At 58.9% G+C, this 22,193-nt stretch carries 15 protein-coding genes; 10 read left to right on the forward strand and 5 right to left on the reverse strand.

Going from position 1 to position 22,193, the window contains the following annotated elements; all coding sequences use genetic code 11:
• Positions 1-10: 10 nt before the first annotated feature.
• On the forward strand, positions 11-1,063 hold the full coding sequence (tdh, locus tag AC0L2C_RS16905; protein ID WP_473523919.1) for an L-threonine 3-dehydrogenase: 1,053 nt from the start codon (positions 11-13) through the stop codon (positions 1,061-1,063).
• 213 nt (positions 1,064-1,276) lie between these two features.
• On the opposite strand, the gene AC0L2C_RS16910 is transcribed toward tdh, so the two are convergent.
• On the reverse strand, positions 1,277-2,314 hold the full coding sequence (locus AC0L2C_RS16910) for a cytochrome-c peroxidase (protein WP_473523920.1): 1,038 nt from the start codon (positions 2,312-2,314) through the stop codon (positions 1,277-1,279).
• 539 nt (positions 2,315-2,853) lie between these two features.
• Here AC0L2C_RS16910 and AC0L2C_RS16915 point away from each other — a divergent pair.
• Entirely contained in the window at positions 2,854-3,321 is a 468-nt protein-coding gene (locus tag AC0L2C_RS16915; protein WP_473523921.1) for a Ros/MucR family transcriptional regulator, read from the forward strand.
• Positions 3,322-3,522: 201 nt separating this feature from the next.
• Positions 3,523-4,860, forward strand: a complete 1,338-nt coding sequence (gene hemN / locus AC0L2C_RS16920) for an oxygen-independent coproporphyrinogen III oxidase (RefSeq protein ID WP_473523922.1) — start codon at positions 3,523-3,525, stop codon at positions 4,858-4,860.
• A gap of 397 nt (positions 4,861-5,257) precedes the next feature.
• Here the strand turns inward: hemN and AC0L2C_RS16925 are convergent, their stop codons facing one another.
• The gene (locus tag AC0L2C_RS16925; protein ID WP_473523923.1) at positions 5,258-6,091 is read right to left on the reverse strand and encodes a prephenate dehydratase; all 834 of its coding nucleotides are present in this window, start codon (positions 6,089-6,091) and stop codon (positions 5,258-5,260) included.
• Between the two features lie 219 nt (positions 6,092-6,310).
• On the reverse strand, positions 6,311-6,523 hold the full coding sequence (locus AC0L2C_RS16930) for a cold-shock protein (RefSeq protein WP_008874821.1): 213 nt from the start codon (positions 6,521-6,523) through the stop codon (positions 6,311-6,313).
• A gap of 519 nt (positions 6,524-7,042) precedes the next feature.
• Here AC0L2C_RS16930 and AC0L2C_RS16935 point away from each other — a divergent pair.
• The 4 genes from AC0L2C_RS16935 to AC0L2C_RS16950 all read left to right on the forward strand — a co-directional run bounded on the left by AC0L2C_RS16935 (position 7,043) and on the right by AC0L2C_RS16950 (position 12,978).
• On the forward strand, positions 7,043-8,602 hold the full coding sequence (locus AC0L2C_RS16935) for a M16 family metallopeptidase (RefSeq protein ID WP_473523924.1): 1,560 nt from the start codon (positions 7,043-7,045) through the stop codon (positions 8,600-8,602).
• A gap of 1 nt (position 8,603) precedes the next feature.
• Positions 8,604-9,998, forward strand: coding sequence for a M16 family metallopeptidase (locus AC0L2C_RS16940; protein WP_473523937.1), 1,395 nt, complete (start codon positions 8,604-8,606; stop codon positions 9,996-9,998).
• Positions 9,999-10,271: 273 nt separating this feature from the next.
• A complete protein-coding gene (locus AC0L2C_RS16945) occupies positions 10,272-12,113 on the forward strand; it encodes a type II toxin-antitoxin system HipA family toxin (protein WP_473523925.1) in 1,842 nt (613 codons plus the stop codon).
• A 424-nt stretch (positions 12,114-12,537) separates the two neighbouring features.
• The gene (locus AC0L2C_RS16950; RefSeq protein WP_473518281.1) at positions 12,538-12,978 is read left to right on the forward strand and encodes a hypothetical protein; all 441 of its coding nucleotides are present in this window, start codon (positions 12,538-12,540) and stop codon (positions 12,976-12,978) included.
• Between the two features lie 121 nt (positions 12,979-13,099).
• On the opposite strand, the gene AC0L2C_RS16955 is transcribed toward AC0L2C_RS16950, so the two are convergent.
• Entirely contained in the window at positions 13,100-14,455 is a 1,356-nt protein-coding gene (locus AC0L2C_RS16955; RefSeq protein WP_473523926.1) for an aspartate aminotransferase family protein, read from the reverse strand.
• A gap of 846 nt (positions 14,456-15,301) precedes the next feature.
• On the opposite strand from AC0L2C_RS16955, the gene AC0L2C_RS16960 reads away from it, so the two are divergent.
• The 3 genes from AC0L2C_RS16960 (at position 15,302) to AC0L2C_RS16970 (ending at position 19,360) form a co-directional block, all read left to right on the forward strand.
• Positions 15,302-15,478, forward strand: a complete 177-nt coding sequence (locus tag AC0L2C_RS16960) for a hypothetical protein (RefSeq protein ID WP_473523927.1) — start codon at positions 15,302-15,304, stop codon at positions 15,476-15,478.
• Between the two features lie 356 nt (positions 15,479-15,834).
• Positions 15,835-17,292: an NAD-dependent succinate-semialdehyde dehydrogenase gene (locus AC0L2C_RS16965; protein ID WP_473523938.1), complete on the forward strand. Its 1,458-nt coding sequence runs from the start codon at positions 15,835-15,837 to the stop codon at positions 17,290-17,292.
• A gap of 1,294 nt (positions 17,293-18,586) precedes the next feature.
• Positions 18,587-19,360: an HAD-IIA family hydrolase gene (locus AC0L2C_RS16970; RefSeq protein WP_473523928.1), complete on the forward strand. Its 774-nt coding sequence runs from the start codon at positions 18,587-18,589 to the stop codon at positions 19,358-19,360.
• 1,340 nt (positions 19,361-20,700) lie between these two features.
• On the opposite strand, the gene AC0L2C_RS16975 is transcribed toward AC0L2C_RS16970, so the two are convergent.
• Positions 20,701-21,045 (reverse strand): hypothetical protein, encoded by a 345-nt coding sequence (locus AC0L2C_RS16975; protein ID WP_473523929.1) that lies wholly within the window; start codon positions 21,043-21,045, stop codon positions 20,701-20,703.
• Positions 21,046-22,193: the final 1,148 nt, after the last annotated feature.

The following is a 22,193-nucleotide window of genomic DNA, read 5'->3' on the forward strand; positions in this document are numbered from 1 at the left end:
GGAGCATCTGATGTCGAACATGATGAAGGCGCTGGTCAAGGCCAAGGCCGAGCCGGGCATCTGGATGGAAGAAGTGCCGGTGCCGGAAATCGGCCCGAACGACGTTCTGATCAAGATCAAGAAGACCGCGATCTGCGGTACCGACGTCCACATCTACAATTGGGACCAGTGGGCGCAGAAGACCGTGCCGGTGCCGATGGTGACCGGCCACGAATTCGTCGGCACGGTCGCCGACTTCGGCGCGGCGGTCACCGAATACAAGATCGGCCAGCGTGTTTCGGGCGAAGGCCACATCGTCTGCGGCCATTGCCGCAATTGCCGGGCGGGCAGGGGGCATCTGTGCCGCAACACGCTCGGCGTCGGCGTCAACCGGCCCGGCGCCTTCGGTGAATATCTGGCGATCCCGCAGCACAATGTCGTGCCGATCCCCGACGACGTGCCCGACGAGATCGCCGCAGTCTTCGATCCCTTGGGCAATGCGGTTCACACCGCACTGTCCTTTGATCTGGTCGGCGAGGACGTGCTGGTCACCGGCGCTGGGCCGATCGGCATCATGGCTGCACTCGTCGCTCAATGCGTCGGCGCGCGAAAAGTGGTCATCACCGACATCAACCCGGTGCGGCTGGCGCTGGCGAAAAAGCTTCGCGTCCAGCATGTGGTCGACGCGTCGAAGGAAAAGCTGCGCGATGTCATGCCGGCGCTCGGCATGACCGAAGGTTTTGACGTCGGCCTCGAAATGTCGGGTGCGGCACCCGCCTTCCGCGACATGATCGACGCCATGAACAATGGCGGCAAGATCGCCATTCTGGGCATCGCGCCGACCGGCTTCGAGATCGACTGGAACAAGGTCATCTTCAAGATGCTGCATCTCAAGGGCATTTACGGCCGCGAAATGTTCGAGACCTGGTACAAGATGATCGCGCTGGTGCAGGGTCCGCTCGATGTCAGTGGGCTGATCACCCACCGCATCGGCGTGGACGATTTTCAGACGGGATTCGATGCGATGCGCGGCGGCAGCTCGGGCAAGGTGGTGATGGACTGGCAGGGCGATTGGCCGATGTGACTTTGCGGAGGTACTGACGGGACGCCACCCTGGCTGCCGTCGATCTCCGCGCGAGGGGCATCGCTGTGCAAAAGCAGTGGCTCCTCCCCCCAACGTGCGCTGCTCAATCGTCGGCGTCGTATCGCGGCCAAATCGGCGACGCTCGTGGCAATTCGCCCAGATCGGGCAAGGAAATGCTCACAGGCCCGCCGCGATCGTCTGCTTTCCCACTGGCTAGGATCGAGGCCGAGGTGTTGTGGGCGTTTCAGTCGGTAAGATGGGATATGTGATCTCCGGTCGTTTTCCGGTCAGCGAATGAAGGAAGGCAACGATCCTATCGATTTCGATTTGCGTTAGCTGTTCGCCAAGCTGGGTGGTGCCCATGATAGCGACGGCCTCTCTCAGGTCCCAGACCTTGCCCGAATGAAAGTATGGCGCGGTGATTGCTACGTTGCGCAGCGGCGGCACGCGGAAAACATAGGAATCCTCTGGTACATTGGTGACGGCAAATCGTCCCTTGTCGTTCTCCGGCAGAACGTCGGCGCTAGGCCTCTCAACGAGGCCGAATGGATAATAGCCTTCCCCACCAATATTGACACCGGAATGGCAGGACGAGCAGCCCTTTTCGATAAAAAGGGCCAGGCCCTGTTTCTCTTTGGGACCGATGGCGGTCTCATCGCCATTGAGGAAGGCGTCGAAGGGGGCCGGCGTGACCAGTGTCGTCTCATAGTCTGCGAGTGCATTGGCTACGTTTTCGAAGGTGATGGGATCGGCTTCATCCGGGAAAGCTGAATGGAACCACTCCACATATTGCGGCATCGATCTGAACGTCTCGACCACTCGATGCGATGTGTTGGCCATTTCGACACCGGCCTGTATCGGCCCTTTGGCCTGAGCTTTCAGGTCTTCGGCGCGACCGTCCCAAAACTGTGATTTGTTGAAGACAGAGTTAAACACCGTCGGGGCGTTGCGCTGCCCCTTCTGCCAACCATGGCCAATCGAAGTTTCACGATTGTCGTCGCCCCCGGTGGCCAGGTTGTGGCACGAGTTGCAGGAGAAAACGCCTGAGAACGAGAGGCGTGGATCGAAGAACAGTGCATTGCCGAGGGCAATCTTCTCGGGCGTGCTCGGGTTGTTGGCGAGCGCCGGCGTGAATGGCAAGGGCTTGAAGGTGGCCAGTGCCGTTTCTCTGAGGTCTGGCGGAATGGACTGCGCAGCAAAAGCTGTGGCTGCCACAAGCGCAACAGCCACCGCAGGGAACAGAATTTTCATAAATGGAGTCCTTACGATGTGCACGGAAACCATTCTCCACATGCGGCTTGCGAACGCCCTGCGCTAGATCAGCGGATCGAGGGAATCGTGCCTGCCGACGAAGCCGATCGAGCGCCGGGAACAGGAACTGCGATTCATCGCCCCGACGGCGGATTCCAATGGTGAGCGCGCGCAATCGCTGTTGTTCGCCTGAGGGTTTGGTCGGTTCCGTGGCCCGTCGCCACATGCTGCCGCCACGCCAACCTGTTTCATACGCGCAAGCTTTTCTGCCCCCTGCGAGTGCACGGCTCATGGTGCTTTACAAGCTTTCTGCGTCTTCCTTTTGCAATTCAAACGGACGAGATCGGAACGGAAAGGCGGATACTGGCGCAGTTATGGGACAGCGACTACCAGGCAGATCAGTGTCACGACCGTGTGATGTGGTGCTATAGACCTCAATCTTGGACGAGCAACGAACAATCCTGTCGTGACATTTGTTGCTTTCACCGGAAATCACCACTAGAAGCGACGCTCCGCAGACCAATCCACCGGAGAGTTTCATGCCAGAAGAAGACTTCAAAAACATCGACAACCTCATCCAGCTTACCACAGATGTTGTCTCAGCCTATGTTTCCAACAATCCCGTCCCGGTGGCGGACCTTTCAGCCCTGATCGGCCAAGTGCACGAAGCTTTGAAGGGCACGGCGGCCGGTCGCGTCTCGGCACAAGAGCCGACGGTGTTGACGCCGGCGGTCCCGATCAGAAAATCGGTGACGCCGGACTACATTGTCTCCCTTGAGGATGGGAAGAAATTCAAATCGCTAAAGCGTCATCTGTCGACCCATTACGGGCTGAGCCCTAATGAATATCGCGCCAAATGGGGTCTGCCGGCGGACTATCCCATGGTCGCGCCGAACTACGCGGCTGCGCGCTCTGCCCTGGCCAAGACGATGGGGCTCGGCCGCAAACCGAAAGAGCCTGAAGTCTCGGCGCCGGAGAAGCGGTCCAGAAAGAAGGTACCAGCGTGACTTCCTCATCCAGACCCGCTGTGGGGCTGGCGGCTCGATCGGCATGATGTGAGCGAAACATCGAAAGGCGGGATCAAATCCCGCCTTTTCCTTGCACGGTGTGATTACACGGCGCGAAGCGGAATGGAATTGACATAGCGCAGAGACACAGGAGATCGCAGGGGTAAAAGGAGGACAGTTATCAACTTGGGAGGGAAACTGTTGCAGACTTCTATCCTGAAAAAACATCGCGAGGCTCTCCTGCCTTGGTACACCATCTATCCGACTGTGCCGGAGTTCTCCGCAGCGGTCGGCGCCGAAAGCTATGAGGAATGGCTAAGAGGTCTGCCGGCTGACGATCCGGTGTCGCTCTATCTCCACATTCCGTTCTGCCGATCGATTTGCTGGTTTTGCGGCTTCCCGACCACGATTGCCCGCAATCAGGGGCCGATCCTCAACTATCTGGACGTTCTGCGCAACGAGATCCGTTTGGTTTCGGAGAAAGTGCAGCAGGGGCTCGTCGTGAACGACGTGCATTTCGGCGGTGGAACCCCGACCCTGATCGGGGCAGCCGAGTTCCTGGACACCATAGAATTCCTGCGCCGCCGCTTCGCGTTCAGGGAGCTCGCTACGATCGCCGTCGAAATTGATCCGCGCACCTTCACGGTCGAGATCGCCGAAGCGTTGGGAGCAGCGAACGTGAGCCGCGCGAGCCTCGGGGTGCAGAGCTTTGACCCGATCGTCCAAAAAGCGATCAACCGGGTCCAGAGCGAGGCGCAGACGGCCGCTGCCGTCGAAGAGCTGCGCCGCCATGGCGTAAGCGGCATCAACTTCGATCTCATTTTCGGTCTCCCGAACCAGACGGTAGAGTCCTGCGTCCAGACTGCGGCGGCGACTGTCGCCATGCGTCCCAACCGGCTCGCGGTGTTCGGCTACTCCCACATTCCATCGGTGATAAGGAATCAGCGCCTGATCGAGAAGACTGCGCTGCCGGACAGCGTCGCCTGCGCCGAACAGGCTGCCGCCGTGGCAGAGACGCTGGTTGCGGCCGGCTACCGTGCGATCGGCCTCGATCATTTCGCCTTGCCGGACGACGAACTTACGCTGGCGCAGACCAGCGGTCGGCTACGGCGTAACTCGCTGGGTTACTCGGCCGACACATGCAAAACTGTGATTGGTTTCGGCGCGTCGGCTATAGGGCGGGTCGGCGAGGGTTACGTCCAGAACGAGGTGACACGTGAGTCCTACAGCCGGCACATAGCAGCTGGCCGTCTGGCGACTTCAAAAGGCTACCGGCTGACAGACGAAGACCGCGTGCGAGCCGCAATCATCGAGCGGCTGATGTGCGATTTGCAGGCCGATGTGCCGGCAATTGGTGCGGCCTATGGATTCGATCCAACTCGCCTTCTCGATTCGGCTGCTGATCGCTTGGTGAAGCTGGCCGAGGATGGGATCGTGGACATCGAAAACGGTCTCATCCGGGTGCGGCATGAGCATCGTTTCGTAATTCGCGCTGTTGCTGCCGCATTCGATGCTTTTGTCGACCGGGTTGTCCCATAAGCATAGCCAAGCAGCGTGAGGGGAGCCAACGCGATAAGCTCGTGCCAAACGGCACGCTCGTAAAACTGCCGCAGGCCCCGGTCACGGCACCCCTTGGCGGATTGAAGTGTTTGACCTTCCGAATGGAGGAGTGTGCGGCCGATAACGCATTACAACCTTACAACGGTGACTGGTTTTGCGAGATGTCCGGCCGATCGACATCTGTGCCCATGAGTACCACCGTTTCGCAGGCAAGAAACTGGGCGGGAACGACAAGTCGTCGGCGCGATGATCTCGTCCATGGCGCGCGGTATTACGTGTACATCGCATCAGGTTCGATGCGGCAGCCCCTTGTTCGTCAGTGATAAGATCAACAGTTTTGGGGTTATGGACGGAAACTACCCTAGCCTAGCCACAACTAATAGCGACGTGGGTACGATCCGAGAATTCTCAGGCCATCAATCTCCGGCAACGCGGCCAGCGCCGGGTGCGTCAAAACGTGTCCAGCGACATCCATGACATACTGATGGGTGTCTAGCCGCTCGCAGGTCGGACGCTGATAGACATTGAGAACGGCTAAATCGTCATTCGAGAACCTGTTCAGGACACAACTGAAATTTTGCTCTGAAACGCGGAGGTGAAGTGTTGTCCGGTCAAAACCTGTCGGCGCAGGGGTCCTGCGCCCGAGCACCCACCACCGCGTAGCGTTATGCAGCCCTTTTTCAATTCCTGTTCGCAATATCTGCAGATTGTACAGCTTGGCACCAAGCGCAGGACCAAATGCTGCTATCGAGGGAGATTTTTGCTCTGCCACGAAAGACGTCGATCCCCGACGGCTCTCTCGCTCGACATTGGGCATGTTCTCGTCGAGCCACCCGGCCACCTCCTGCAGAGCCACGGGGTGGCCCACCACCTTAGCGATCTTCGAGAAACTCGCATCCTTGCTGGCCATGAGGCTGTAGCTCAGGACCTTCGGGTACTCGGCAATAATCGTAGGAGACCTCAAGCTCAAGACTTGGTCGAGGTAGGGAGTGGCTCCGACCAGAGAGGTCGTAGCTGGGACGCATGCAACGTCGACGCAGCCATTCTCATATGCTTCGAACAATCCGTGGCTGAACGGAACGAGTTCAACTTGGTCACCAAAGAGGTCCAGCGAGGCTTGATGGGTCCAGGTCCCCTCAGGGCCAATGTACCCTGCCCTCTTGATCCAGGAGGTGTCGATCGCTGGAGGCTGGCTGAATTGCTCGTTCATTCCCCGGCACGCTCGATCGAGAATGCGATAAACATCTGCTGCGGAAAGTAAGAGGGCTGGGACCCGCCCCTCTTCGCTTGCAACATCGTGTGGCAGTAGAACTTAGCAGCTTGCTACAATCCGCTGCCCCAGTCGGCGGGGATCCGTGTTCTTGCCCGCTCCTATGGCGCGGTCAGTGGCACTTCTGCCCGGCTCTTGCCGGGCAGAAGCAGAAAAAGGTCAGCCAGCTTTGCTGAGACTGCCAGCGGATGATTTGCCAGTACGGCGGTCCTGTTCGACCTCATAGTTGATCTTCTGGCCCTCATTAAGGGTCGAAAGGCCCGCTCGTTCGACAGCGGAAATGTGGACGAAAACGTCCTGACCTCCGTTGTCAGGCTGGATAAAACCGAATCCCTTGGTGCTGTTGAACCACTTCACCGTTCCAGTCGCCATAGCGTATTCCTTTGTAACAATTCAATGTAGGCAGGCCATAAGCCAGGTCCGCTTCATATCCGAGACTTTAGGGCAGCAAAAGCTAAAATAGCAAAAGCCCGGTCAAATCGCTAAAGCGGCTCGCAAGCTCCATCATGACCGCCTGTCGCGGACAGCGTCTCCCGCGCTGGCGCTCCGAATGGCAAACACAAGTTCTGAAACGCTCCGGTAAATTCCAGAACCGCGTCTATCGCTGGTTTGGAGTCCTGTTAGGGACCTGCGATCGGCCGATGTGAGCAAGAGTACGCGGACGACCAGCAACTACGGGCGCGCGCTGACGCCACCATCTTCGCCGCTGTCCTAAGGGTAGTTCACGTAGCCACCTCTTTAAGCGGCAAGCGCCCCCCATTCGGCGGTGTCAGACGTCGGACAATGTCGGAGGTACGCAACAGAGAGACCGTTGAATCGCATCGCCGAAACGGCTTTCTCATCTGGCACGGTTCCTGCGGGGTCATGCAAAACACGCAGGAGAGTCGTCCCATGATCCCCACCCAGAAAAATGCCGCCCCACCTTTCGCCGACCTACTCAAAACTGACATCCGAGCCGGGCCTGGCAGCATTGTGAGGGCTCGTCTGGACCGGCGCTGCCCACCGATCCACCTTCTCCCAGTGGGGGCGACAGGGACGCGGCACCTTCAAATTGAGGGACAACTCACTTCCGTGCGAACTTTGTCCATCGCCCGGTCACCACAACCGAAGCCACCGTCTGCTTGGCTGCGGGGCGCACTTTTTGCGACCGCGCTGGCATTTCTGACGACCGCGCCGTCTCCGGCGGCCGCCTATGACATAGCGAATTTCCTGCTCGACAACGGCATGGAGGTGGTCGTCATACCCGATCACCGCGCGCCCATCGTCACCCATATGCTGTGGTACAAGGTCGGCAGTGCCGACGAGCCTCAGGGCAAATCCGGCATCGCGCATTTCTTCGAGCATCTGATGTTCAAAGGGACGGCCAATCACGGCGCCGGCGAGCTGGACCGCGCGGTGGCGGAGATCGGGGGCTCGCTAAACGCCTTCACCTCTTACGATTATACTGCCTTCTACGAAAGAGTGGCGCCCTCGGCAGTGGAGCAGATGATGAGCTTCGAGGCTGATCGCATGCGCAATCTCACCCTCACGGATGACGTCATCAACACCGAGCGGGACGTGGTCCGCGAGGAGCGTCGCTTGAGGGTCGACAACAATCCGGAGGCGCTTCTCGATGAGGAGGTCGTCACGACGCTCTGGCAGAGCCAACCCTACCGGATCCCGGTGATCGGCTGGATGCACGAGATCGAGAAGCTGGACCGCAACGACGCCGTGGCTTTTTATGACAAGTACTGGCCGAACAACGCCGTGCTGGTGGTGGCAGGCGACGTCGAGCCCGAGGCCGTGAAGGCGCTGGCCGAGAAGACCTATGGCAAGGTCCCGCGTGGACCAGATCTGCCGCCACGCGAACGCCCGTCTGAGCCGGTGCAGAACACCAGGCGCACATTGACGCTAAGGGATGGCCGCGTTTCGGTCCCCATCTTTTCCAGATATTGGGTGGTGCCGTCCTATCGCACCGCCGAGCCCGGCGAAGCCGAGGCGCTGGACCTGCTGGCACAGATTCTCGCCGGGGGCAACCGCAGCCGGCTGTACCAGGAGCTCGTTGTGAAGCAGGGCATAGCCGCAGCGGCCGACGCTGATTTCGAGGGCACCATGCTGGATGCTGGCAAGTTCAGCATCCGTGGCTGGCCGCGCGGCAAGGCGAAGCTTGCGGATGTCGAGGCCGCAGTCGACGCCGAGATAGCGCGCATCGCCAGGAACGGCATCACCAGCGACGAACTGGAGAAGACGAAAAACCGCTATATCCGCTCGTTCATCTTCGCCCATGACGAGCAGGCCGCCGTCGCTGGCATGTATGGCGCCACGCTTGCCACAGGCGGCAATGTGAAAGACGTCGAGGAATGGCCGGACCGCATCCGCAAGGTCACGGCCGATCAGGTTAAGGCCGTTGCCGCCCGCTACCTCGTGTCCGACCATTCGACCACCGGCTATCTCCTGCCCAAGGAAAATTGATATGATGACGAACCAATTCCGGGCCATTCCACAAGCATTGCCCTCTCCTTTTGGACAAGGCTGGCGCCTCGCCTCCTGGCTGGCCGTCCTTTGCCTTGCTATTTTCTTCCTCACCCTGCCAGCGTGTACCGCCCGTGCTGCGGCGAACATCCAGGAGGTGAAATCTGAAAAGGGGATCACCGCCTGGCTGGTGGAAGACCATAAGCTGCCGATCGTCACGCTCCAGTTCGTGTTTGACGGCGGCACCAGCCAAGACCCGGCCGGTAAGGAGGGGCTTGCCAATTTGATGACCGGCTTGTTCGACGAGGGCGCAGGCGATCACGGCGGCGACACCTTTCAGGTGCGGCTCGATGATGCCGGCGCTGAGATGAGCTTCCACGCACGGCCTGACGGCATCTATGGCTCAGTGCGCATGCTTTCCCAGCGCCAGGACGCCGCTTTCGATCTCATCAGGCTCGCGTTGAACAGGCCCCGCTTCGATCAGGAACCCTTTGACCGAATCCGCGCTCAGCTTCTCTCCGGCATTATTGCCAACGAGCGCGAACCTCACGCGATCGGCAGGGATGCATGGCGGCGCAGGCTCTACGGCGCGCATCCGTATTCGAGGCCGCCCGAGGGCACCAAGGAAAGCCTGGCCCGCATAACGCCCGCCGATCTAAGCGCCTTCCACAAGGCCGCTTTCGCCCGCGAGGGGCTGCACGTGGCGGTTGTCGGCGACATCGATGCCAAAACTCTGAGTGCAAGGCTCGACCAGTTGTTCGGCGATTTGCCTCAGAAGCAGGCGCTCGCCCAGGTACCTGATGTCACCCCGAAGCTCGGCCAGTGGACGTTGGTCGCATACGCCCTGCCCCAGACTTCGCTCCAGCTGGCGTTTCCCGGGGTCGGACGCAGCGACCCGGAATTCTATGCCGCGCAGCTGATAAACGATATACTCGGAGGCTCGCCATTCACCTCACGTCTGTTCCAGGAAGTGCGGGAAAAGCGTGGCCTGGCCTACGGTGTGTCCTCCAGTTTGGAAGGCCACCAGCATTCCAACACGCTTGTCGTGACCACGTCGACGCGCGCCGACAGGGCGGCGGAGACACTCGACCTGATTAGACAAGTAATCAAGGAGCTGGTGGACACCGGGCCAACAGCGGCCGAGCTCGAAGCGAGCAAAAAGTATCTGATCGGGGCCTATGCTATGAGCAATCTTGGTTCCTCCAGGGCGATTTCAGCCACGCTTCTCAGGCTGCAGCTCGACAAGCGCGGAATAGACTACATCCAGCACCGCCCGGCCCTCATCGAGCAGGTGACGCTCGACGAAGTCAGGGCGGCGGCGAAGAAACTGCTTTCGGTCGAGCCCGCCATTATGGGCGTTGGCCCGCGGCTAGCTGGTGCCCGTGACAGCGAATAATCTCGCGCTCTAGGAATAGTTGCTGAAGGACTCCGCCCACATACGTTTGGCTGATTCGACTATGGTGCGGCAGAATGCACGCCTTGATTTCTGCCTGCTCGCCCTCGTAGACCAGGTTCTCGCCCGGCGGTTCGATTGCCGAGCAAGAGACCGCCGAGGTTCCGAGAAGGTATTAACTTTCGCGTATTTGAAATACGCGAAAGTTCAATTCTCTTAACATCTGGAGCTCGGCATGCTAACTTTCCCGTATTTCACATGCGAGAAAGTTAGAAAATGGCCCTTCACCTCGTCGGGGAAAACATCGATAAAACCCGCAGCCACTATCAGGCTGAAACGGGCAAGCTCGTCCAGCTAATGCGCGGCATCTATGTCGATGCCGGGGAGGATATCGAGGCCACGATACTCAAACACGCCGTCCGCATCGCCAAATACCTGTATCCCAACGCTTACCTCTCGGCGGCGAGCGCTGTCCTTCTCGGCCCGACCCGCGATGGCCGTCTGTTCCTGAGCGGGCGACGAATACAGCGCACGCGCTTGCGCTCGCTGGAAATCATTCAGAACGCAGCTCCCGACTACCCATCAGTCGCTCAAGCGAATGTCGATGATGGCATGGGAGAATTCCGGATCGACGTCTCCTCGATGCGCCAGCGCTTCCTCGAAGCTTTCCGCCTGCGCAGCGAACACGCTGCATCCATCGATGAGACGATGCGCGAGACAATCGCGAACCGCCTCATAGAAGAATACGGCAGCGCCCAGGGCGCTGCCGACGCGACATGGGCGCTTGCCCGCGAAAACCAGTGGTATCGCGAAGGCGAGCACGCTGAGCGCTTCCTCCTCCGCCGTCCAGTGACCGCAGAGCCTGCGCGCAATGAAGCCGCGTTCGATCTGATCGTAGCGTGGCACGGCGCTCCGCTCGGCAATCTCAAACATGATGGTTTTGAGTGGCGCTGGAATCCAGACGATCAGGATGGCCCGCCACTTGTTCGCCAGACCACGCCGGGCAAGCTCCCTCCTTTCATTCTGTCGCTGCTGCCTGAAGGCTGGCTTGAGTCGGTGTTGAATGACCGCGACGAGCGCGCGACGCTGCGCTCGGGCAAACGCTACATGTCCAACATCACCATCGTCGAGCGTGCGAGCGATCTCTCCGCCCTGCCGCCCGACCTCCTGCTAACCCGGCTCACTGGCTTCACTAGAAATTCTATCTTCACTGGCCAGTATGCAGGGCCGGGTCGGGGCGATCTGGAGCAGAGCTTCGAGCGCAATCTGGCGCAGATTTTCGAGCGTACCGATACGCCCCGTTTATCGGGCGTTCAGATCAAAGCGCCGATGTTCCTCGATATCGACGGTACTCTCTCCCCCAGTACCGGCAAACCGTTCACCCACATCCTCAAGCCTGCCGGTACAGGTGGATTTGAGGCCCTGCCGGTTATCGAATGGCAGTCGCTCGCTTTGGGCAGCGCGGCCGGTTTCAAGACGCCCGCGACGGCGCTCGTCCCCATGCCTGACGGGATGCCTCCGGCGCTCCTCGTCGAGCGGTTCGACATCAGAACGAGCCTTGACGACAAGCGCCTTTTGGCGCTTGAGGATTTTTGCTCAGTGCTCGGTGTGCCCACGGAAGCAAAATACGACGGCACAATGGAGCGAATCGCGCGGGCACTAAGACCGCTATCGACCTCCCCCGAAGACGACGTCCTGCTTGTCCTCAAGCGATCCTTATTCGCCTGGCTGATCGCCGATGGCGACATGCACCTGAAGAACATGGCACTGCTGAAAATCGCAGAGCCCGGCAGCGCGCAGTTCAGATCAGTCCGCATGGCTCCGCTCTACGACGCGGTCACGACTCGCGTGTTTCCACATCTCGAAAAAGACCGGATGGCCCTCAAGCTGAACGACAAGGACGATCGTCTGCGGCGCGCCGACTTCAAGGCTTTCGCGAGCACGGCTGGCATCAAGGCAGTCGATGCGGATAGCAGCATCGACGATCTCGTTGCAGCCCTCTCACGCGCTCTCAACCACCTCGAATTGCCGCCGCCTCTATCAGACGGCTCTCAAGGCGCAAAGATGGCCGAGCAAATGCGCGCGATTGTCCACGAACGCATTGATGGGTTTGCGTAGATGATCGATCTACTGATACGACGGTTTCCGCTCTCAGACCCAAACACCTTATTGGCTGAACCGCCTAGCCATATAGCGTTCGAGTTTGAGCTTGCGCTTTTTCCCAATCCGGCCTCCCATCCGCGTCCAATTTTTTGACCCCCTTATGGACTGTGCGACGTCAGCGTTCGCCCGGGCGGAGCTGGTCAAGGTTGCGCAGCCCGGGCGGGCGCGGATCGCGCTTGGCAGCTGAAGGGTGATCAGGCGCGGTTCTTGAAGCGCCAGGACTCGTGGGGACAGGTGACAAGTCATCGATGCTGCGGACTTGCAACTTTTCTCTGTCGTGAAAGAACAAGTTCTTTATCAATAATCCAAAATTTCACATTGGAATCATAATTCTTGATGATGTTCCCATAGTCTTTCTGCGCGAAGGATCGTCACCCGTATGGGCCAAGACTCTGTTTCGCTGAAGGCCACGCAGGAGCTTGGCCTCTACAACGACGCGATGGGAGCCTTCTTGATGGCGCAGGTCCGGGCCATTGTGCAGGAAGCGGGCTCCCAGCAAAAACAAATCACACTGGGTAGAAGGACTCGGAAACGCCGCAAACCAACCCTGCAAAATCTCAGAAAACGGCAGGAATGCTGGAGGTTCGGTGAAAAACGAACGCAACCCTCTTCACTGCAGTCAAACCGCGAAGCCGATGGGGCGTCGTTGCGCGCGGCCCTCGATTTGCGCGTGTGCACGGGCAGGCAAGCTGACAATTACCGGTCGATCCCGGACCAGCCGCGCCAGGCGCTGCCATACTGCGCCAAGCGCAATTGGCAGCTAACGGTCGAATTTAGTTTGTCGAACCGGGTGCGAGCGGCTCCGATAACCGCCCTTTGAATTGCAGCGTGTTCTCGACATGGCAACGGTCGTCGGTGCGCCGTTCGACGTTATTGTCGTGCGTATCGGCGAAGCCGCCGCGCGAGCGCTGCCGCGAAGCTGCGCTTCCACCATTGCTCGATCAGTCCCACGGAGATTGCTTCCAAACTTCATGGACGGCATCCACGAGCGCTGCGGCTAAATCTTGGATATCGGTCTCGCTCATCGGGGTCGACAGCGCGCCAGAGCAATTCGGCGTCATCAGAAAACCCCGTTCCAGCATTGCACGGTGCACCTTTGCGAGCGCCGCCTTCTGCAACGCGCTCGGGAACGACGTCCGGTAGTTTCGGATCACTTCAGTCTTCAGGTGGAGCCGAAAGAGGGAGCTCGCGCCGGTAACGTGCGCGGGGAGTTCGCGCCTTCTGAGTTGCTCGATGACTTCACTGCGAAGCGTTTCGCCCATCTGGTTAAGGCGGGCCACGGCATCCTTCGTGTATGATTGCAGTGCCACCAGCCCAGCTGTCATGCTGAGCGGGTTTGCGCTGAACGTGCCGCCGTGGGACACGGCTGGCTTGCCCCTGGTGTGATCGAAGACCGCCATGTGCGACGCAGGCCCCGCTACGGCTCCAACGGGCAAACCTCCGCCGATGATCTTGCCCAAAGCGACCAGATCCGGCTCAAAGCCGAAGATGTCATGGGCGCCACGGAAACCGACGCGGTAAGAAACGACCTCGTCAACCACAAGCAGGATGCCGTAGCGGTTACAGCAATCCTGGATGACCTCCCGCAAATCCGCCTCTATCGGAACCATGCCCACGCGGGGAGCAACTGGATCGAGAAGGATCGCGGCGAGGCGCTCATGGTGTGCACGGATGAGCTCTCTGCACGACTTGGCCTCGTTGTAAGGAAGGACAAGGACATCCGCGGCGGTGGAGGCGGGAGTTCCACTGGCATAGAGCACACTGTTAGGCGACGAATCGCCCCAGTTGTCTGGTGCAGAATCAAGGCTCACTTCCACATAGTCATAGGCGCCGTGATATGCGCCCTCGAACTTGGCAACCATCGGGCGCCCTGTAATAGCGCGAGCGGCCTTGACAGCGAACATAACAGCCTCGGTGCCGGAGCTCGTAAAGCGGACCTGCTCAAGCTTCGGCGAACGCGTCGTGATTGCTTCCGCGAGCCTGGTCTCGCTTGTGGTCGGAAGCCCGAATGCGGTGCCGTCGTCCAGGACCTTGTGCAGCGCCTCGATCACCGGCGGAAAGGCATGGCCGTGAATGAGCGAGAAGGAGTTGTTTGCGCAGTCGAAGACCTTGCTGCCGTCCGCGTCAGTGATCCAGCTGCCCGCTCCTGCCACAGCATAGGGCGGGTGGGGAGCGAAGAACTGCGCAGCACGCATGCTGCCGCCGGGCGTGATCTTTAGCGCTCGTTGAAACTCCTCGCGAGATTTTGGCCCAACGACCTCTCCCCGGTTGTGGCCCAGCCCTGAAATGCGCTGCATGTCCGAACTCCTTGACTACCTTTGTCGAGATGGCGAGGCTCTAACTTTGATGCCATTTGGCGCTGGAGCGAGTTCTGATGGAGGTGCTTGCACCATCAACACGGATCGAGAATGCTGCCTACTTTCGTGGCGGAATCGCAGCTCGCCGGCACTCTCGGTGCCGCAACCATCACGCGAAACTGCGGCGTCGGCACGCCGGCATCGCGAGCTAGTCTCTTGGCGATGATCTTGTCGAGCGCTAGCCCATGCCGGGGCGGGCCGGATCCGGTGTACGGGATGCCCGCCGGGGCATGGCGGGAACGTGGGTGAGACCACTTCTCGCCCTGAATACCGTACGCATGAATACCGTACGCATGTTGGAGGCGATTCCCGAGGGCCGGGCCTGCGGATGGGCGGCATAAAACGCACGAGCGAAGCGAGCAGTTCTTTATCGCCGTCGCACCGCGGCGTCTGGTGGCCGCCATCTCGCAGTACCGCGGCGTCTGGTGGCCGCCATCTCGCAGTACCGCGGTCATGTTTTCGACCTCGCCGCGGTTGTCGACCTCCGGGCGCGGCTGTCCGAACCGATTGATCATGCCGGTGTGATCATGGATCTATACGACGACTACTCGCATCAGCTACTCCCTGAGTTTGCGCACCGTCACGTTCCGCAGTTGGTTGATCGAGAGGAACAACTCTCTAGGCCTCGGCCGTTAACTGTCACCGTGCAAGTGACGTACCACCGACGAGCGCGATCAAAAGGAGAAAACTACGCATTCGTGCCACGCGGGCGGGATGCCGGCGCGTCAGTTGTGTCGGGTTACGAACCTAAGACGTCTTCAATCGGACACGGCCGGATACAAGAACATGGAAGTCGTCTCCTGGTCTTCAAGGATGGAGGCCGAGCTTGAGACAACCAAGAAACATGCGATCGGCGCCTATGCTATCTACAAACTGGATCCCTCCAGCTCGATTGCAGCCCCGCTCGTCGAATCGCAGCTCGAGAAGCTCGGCATCGACAACACTCAGCGCCGCGCAGCCTGATCGATCTGGTCATGCTCGATCAAGTCAGGGCAACGGCGGAGCTGCTTCCGGCCGAGCCCGCCATTATGGTCGTCGGCCCTACGCTGGGGGCAAAGGATGAGCCCGGCAGCCCAGTTCGCGTTCCTGGGTGCGCGGGCGGAAGCCGATGTCCATTGTTCAGGTTGTCACTTAATGAGAACCGCAAGCCATCGACCACAACACCTCAAGAATTCTCCCCTTCAAGTTGAGTGGAATGGTCTACCAGCCATCAGGCCGAGGCCCTATAAGCAACCCTAGGCGCGGAATATGCACCGACGCCTGCCGACATACGATCCGCAGCGTTTAAGAGGAATTCAGTATTGCCCCTGTGCCTGCCGATGGTCCGCCACCTGAAATCCCCGGACCTGTTTGGCGCCATCGATCGCCTGCCGGCGCTCGGCACGCCGGTTAGCGAGCGGACATTCGAGGTCCTCAACCCGTCGAGCGGCGAAGTGCTGGCAGTACTTCCCGACATGGGTGTGGAGGAGACACGCGCTGCGATCGAAAAGGCCTACGTAGCGCAGCCTGGATGGGCGGCTCTGACCGCCCGAGAACGCAGTGACGTTCTGTGGCGATGGCATGAGCTGATCATCGACCACGCCGGTGATCTTGCCGCCATCCTCACTGCAGAGATGGGCAAGCCGTTTGCCGAAGCCAAGTCGGAGGTTTCGCATGCGGCCGCGTATCTGCAATGGTACGCCGAAGAAGCCAATCGCATCTATGGCGAGACGATCCCCGCACCCTCGACAGACCGTCGCATGCTGGTGATCAAGCAGCCGATCGGTGTGGTCGGCACGATTACGCCATGGAATTTCCCAGCGTCGATGGTGGCGCGCAAGATCTCGCCGGCCTTGGCGGCGGGCTGCGCGATCGTGCTCAAACCTGCTGAACAGACGCCGCTCGTGGCAGGCGCAATGTTCGCCCTCGCGCATCAAGCCGGCTTTCCAGACGGTGTCGTCAACCTGATCTATGCGTCCGAAGGTGCTGGCGTTGGACGCGAACTCTGCTCCAATCCCAAGATCCGCAAGATCAGCTTTACAGGCTCGACCGAGGTTGGCCGGCTGCTCATGCGCCAGTACTCGGACCAGATCAAGAAGGTCAGCCTCGAGCTCGGCGGCAATGCCCCTTTCATTGTCTTTGATGACGCCGACATCGACGCTGCGGTTGACGGCGCGATCCAGGCGAAGTTCCGCAACGCCGGCCAGACTTGCGTTTCAGCGAACCGCCTTTACGTCCAATCGAGCGTTCACGATGAGTTCGTTGAGAAGTTCGTGGAGAAAGTCCGGTGCTTGTCGGTTGGCGACGGCTTCGCCCCCGGAGTGGACGTCGGACCGCTCATCGACTTGAATGCTTTGGCCAAGATCGAGTCCCACATCGCAGATGCCGTTGCCAAGGGTGGGACAATTCGATGCGGGGCCGAACGTATCGGCAAGGATGGCACCTTCTTCAAACCCACAGTCCTCACCGAAATCTCCAGCATGATGGCGGTTGCGCAAGAGGAGACTTTCGGGCCGCTGGCGCCGATCATTCGCTTCCACGAGGCGGATCAGGTTGTGCGTGAGGCCAACGACACGATCTACGGCCTCGCCGCCTATTTCTATGCCTCGAACCTGAAGCGTGTCTGGCGCGTGGCCGAGGCATTGGAATATGGCATGGTTGGCATCAACACGGGGCGTATGTCTTCGGAAGCGGCGCCCTTTGGCGGGATAAAGCAGTCCGGCATCGGGCGTGAGGGTTCCCGCCACGGGCTCGAAGACTACCTCGAAATGAAATATCTCTGCATAGGCGGAATCTGATCTCTGTGTGGATGGACACCTCCGGCTCAGAATGAACCAAAGGGGTGATCGAGCGCTTTGGCGAACCTGCTTGCGGCTGGTTCGGGTCGTCTATCGCGACCCCGGCCTGCGCGCCTTAAGTGTGCATCTAGGAGCCCAGTACGTTGAACCGCCTCTGCGGCGACGAGCCAAGGCGCCGGTACCTGACGGTACGTTGCTCATCCTATCCAACCGCGGCAAGCATCTCATCTGTGCGGGGCGACAGCATCAAGAAGTACCCGGAGATCCACTCCGCCGACAGCTCACCCTTATATGGATATCCTGATAGGTTCGGCCGCAATCGCTCGTTTGGGCCTCATAAATGTCCCCTGTTAAAAGCTTCTTCGGAACGGGCAGGTGCCGATCACAGTTCGGCGCCCCAATTGCCTCATTTAGTAATTTTGTCCGATCACGTTCAGATAGGGTTGAGGGGCATTTTCCAACCCACGTTTTCGGCTCGCTGTCGTGAAATTCAAACACGGGATGAGCGCCCTTTCCGACGTGCTTGAATCGACGCTCGCCCTTGTCATAGCGCTGCCCTGTTGCCTTCCCTTCTTTGCAACGCCGGCCGCTGCCATTTTCTATCTTCACTCCTGCCAAGCATCAATACCCGGCCGCCGCCCCCAAAATGAAGTGTCTCGGGCTCTGCCTCAAAAAATGCCCTAAGTGGCAATACTCCTCTTCTGTTGCCGCGGCCCAAGCTCGGCGCCTAGCGCTTTTGAACGGGTCAGGCTCTTCGCGAAGGGACATCGCAGGCGCCCGACTGTTACCCTGACTTGGCGGAAACGCGAAAACAAATGAACGGGTAAACCACTCGCGGTCGGCGTCAATATTCGGTACTGAATCACACCTTGGGCGCGGGAGCGACTCTCGAAATCGTTCGATAGGCTGTCCGACCATTGGAAAGTTCGCCAAGACTCCGGCGTGTTTGCGTCCGCGGCGCGAGACAATGCTGGATCACTGTGGTGCCGTCAATCACGATGGTTCTGCAGAGAAACGTCTCGCCAGGTGGTTCACGCGAACTAGAACGCGATCGTCCATCAGATGCGCTGACACAGCGAATGTCGTCAACCCAACGGTGCAGCGCGTCCGCACGGCGAGCGGTTGCGGACACTTTTTACGCCGCAACCTCCTTATTGCCGCACAAGCAATTGAGCGCCCTTCGCGCATGGCTCTGAATCGCTACAGTCGCCGGTATTCCGGCCTGGAGAAGATACAGTGACATTAGACGTGCCCAGGCCGCGCATCCACGAGAGACATTGAGGGGTGAGATCCAATGATTATAGCGCATCTGCTCGACATGGACGGGGTCCTGGTCCGCGGCGGCCAACCGATTGCTGGCTCGGTCAACTATGTCGCCGGGCTAGTCGCCAAGGGTGAGCCGTTTCAGATCTTCACCAATAACTCGCGCTTCACGCCCGAAGATCACGCCGAGCGTCTAAGAGCGGTTGGCTTCACCGTGCAGCCAGAGCACATCTACACATCGGCGCTCGCCACTGCGCGGTTCGTGGAACTGCAAAAGCACGGATCATCTGCTTATGTCATCGGCGACCACGGTCTGGTAGAGGCCTTGCGGCAGGCAGGCTGCCGGATAACGGAGTTTGCCCCCGAGTTCGTGGTCCTCGGAGACACCACTTCGTACCACTACGAGCAGATCGCAACTGGCGCCGAGCTTGTGGCGAAGGGCGCGCGCTTTCTCGCCACCAATCCGGATGCGACTGGCCCGACCGAGCGGGGCTCCCATCCGGCATGCGGTGCAGTCGCAGCACTAATCGAGAAGGCCACCGGCCGCCAGCCCTATTTCGTCGGGAAGCCGAACCCCTTCATGATGCGTAACGCGCTCGACCGGCTCGGAGTGCGAGCTGTCGATACCATCATGGTCGGTGACCGCATGGACACCGACGTGCTCGCCGGGCTGGAATCGGGCCTGAAGACAGCCCTTGTGCTTACTGGGGTCACCAAACTGGCTGACATAGAGCGGTTTCCATTCAGACCGGACCACGTGGTCGAGTGCCTTGCCGATCTGGACCAGATCATAGTGAACCAATAAGCCGAACGCACCTCTACACGAAGACCGAACGCTCCCCCTACGTTCCGCATGGCGGCCGTCAACCTGAGCAATGATCGGGAGGAACAGCTGCCGCATCCAGAAAAGAAGTGATAAGCGTGACAACTTAGTCGAAGTACACCCATGTAGCCCAATGCAGGCGGGTCTTGACCCTATGGAGCAAGAGTCTTCGACCGAAGAGTCTCGCGCGCCGAAGTAGGCTACCAGCGAATGGGTCAGGCTGGCTGCGAGAAAATAGTAACAGTTTCAAAGAGATAGACGCTAGAGATCGCGCCTAAGATTTCGCAAATCGGTGCCAATGTGAACAATTGTGGGCTGCATGTAGATGGATTGGGGGTTCATTTGGCACAAATTGGCACCTTAGCCGAGCGCCCCAACCTGGTGCAACCCGTTGCAAAACCGCTTTCAGTGGCTGAGTGCGACCTACCATCGACGCTGCTGTTTCTGCCGGTTTTGCAAGCGCACTATCGAGGATATTTCTGAGAAGATTGCGAGCTGTCTTCTGGGATCGAAAGCGAAGCAGCAAAACGAAAAGCTGGGTCGAGGTAGCGGGCTATTCGAGTGTCGCCTCAGAACTCGGCGCATCTTCAACACCAAAATGAAGTGCAACGCGTTGCAATATGCTCGTGGATGTCAAACGCGCTGAAGTGTGACGGGTCGACGATACGTGGACACCCTCTCAAGAAGGAGGTGGGCATGTTGAGCATCGGGCGGCAAGAGTTCGCTCAGCCCTTCAGCGTCACGATGCGAGTCATCGGATAACATGAAAGAACGCCGAAAGGTGTTGCCGCTCACGGAAACAAAACGCGGGCAACGCCGGCAAGGTGGTGGCTAAGCCGGGCTCGCGATTGAGATCACGGGGCAGCTCAAGCCGTCCGACGCGATTACCTGTTCCGACCTGTTGCAGACCTTTCCTAAAGGGGAGATCAAGGGAAAATCATGACCCAAGAGCGACGTCCGACGGGCGACAGCTTTGCGCCCAATCCCGGTCGCTCACGTCTCCAGACCCTCTACTCGAAAGCGGCCATTCACCGCGTTGATCTAATGCCCGCCAAGGTTTGGCAAGGCTAATGCTTGCCTTCCCATTGTTGCTTGTAACAGCTGCGGCACTCCAGGATTTGGATCACATCATCCGCCAATGGATCTCGACCGATGTGTTGCTTCACCTGCCAAACCATCTGGGGGTGATCCGTATTAGATCGCCGCTCGACAATTCGTACCGATGAGTGATCTGGACGAAACGGTCGTCTTTTTGTCCGAACCGAACGACAGCAACATCGCTTGGTTTCAGGTGCGCAAATCGTCCGTCAACATCGAACAGCTTATCCAGGTCGCCGCCGTGGAAGTTCACATCGTTCACAGAGCCCTTCGGGCAACGCCAGCCCTTCCTCGTCGTAGATTTTTCCAAACTCTGGTTCGGGAAAAGACTTGGGGAAGACAGCCTCTCGGGAGAAACCATCTAGCCCGATTTCCCGCTGTCCCTTTTCTAAGCACACAAGCGTACCGGACACTGGAAACCCACCGACGAAGTCGACAAATATGTGTGGAACCTCATTCCAGCTATCGCCTTTATCATCGATCTCAAGCATATCCTCGTAACGAATGATGCCCTTTAGATGAAACATTATTGGCTCTTCTGACGCAGCCTTTCCAATAATTCCTGACAAGATCAGGCTTCTCTCGTTCTTCTCGGTCGCTTCCTGTGTCGCGCGTTCTATCGTATGGGTTTTCGAAGCACTATAGGTGGCTCAGCGAGATCAAAGGTCTTCTCCGACTCGTCAAAGTACGCATAGCACCGTTTCATCAATACGATCACGCCACGTGGGTGAAGTTCGACAACCTCAAAGCCCTTCCAACGGGGTCTTTCGCGAAATCCGCATACTTGGATTCATACGGATAGCGCCTGCCTTCGAGTCTCGTGCTAGAATCCAAGAGAGCGCGGGGCTATTTCCAAGCACTCGCACAACGCGGTTCTTGTTTGTGACTTCGGACCTGATTTCTGTAGCGCGTGATCTTCTGCGCAGGACGTTCGATATCCCGAAGAATGTGAATAGGATTCTATCGTTCTTCGGTTGATGGAGCTCGGTTTCGAGCGTCGCATTGCCCCAAAGATAGAATTCTAAGACGCCTAACTTGGTGAGCTCATCGCGGAAGGTATCGTAAGCCTTCTTCGAGGAGTTTGTCGCGGCAGCCAGGATATACCCGTATGGCGGATTGTCTGGAGCGATGTCCTCCAAGCTTTTCTATATCTTGCTAGGGAATTGCTTTTTCGCGCTTGCACTGGATCATCCACGCGTAGCCGTCTATTGGGCGGACAACCTCGTCACCGTCATCGTCAATGGTGGTTGTCGTGGCGCGTTCGTAGGCTCTGATATCAAAGCCGTCATCGTCCCGCCCTTGCCCGTGGCCTCTATCGTTTGCCATTCCCGGATGTCATAGATCAACTCACGGACCAGGTCCTCGAACGTTTGGGTCAAGGTCTTCGAAACGGATTGGGTTCGCTGTTCTTGTTGGTCTGGCTCTGCTCATAGTGAAAAGCAATAACACTCTCGGCGTTTTTTAGATACGCTCAATTCCCGCTGTACGCACGTCGCGCCGCGAAAGACGGGTCAATGGCAGGCTTGGGCCGGTCGAGACGGTGCGGGTTGCATAGATCAATGTCGGCATCGCAAACTACGTGTATCCTGATTATTGGACGCAGAGACTACGGCGACCGGCTCCCCACGAGCGGACTTCAGCCCCTCTGGTGAGTTGGCATGCTGCGCCAGCAGCGGACATCAGGACTGCCCCTCTTGCATATTGAGCCACTTGCATG

The organism is Mesorhizobium sp. WSM4845 (assembly GCF_055811455.1).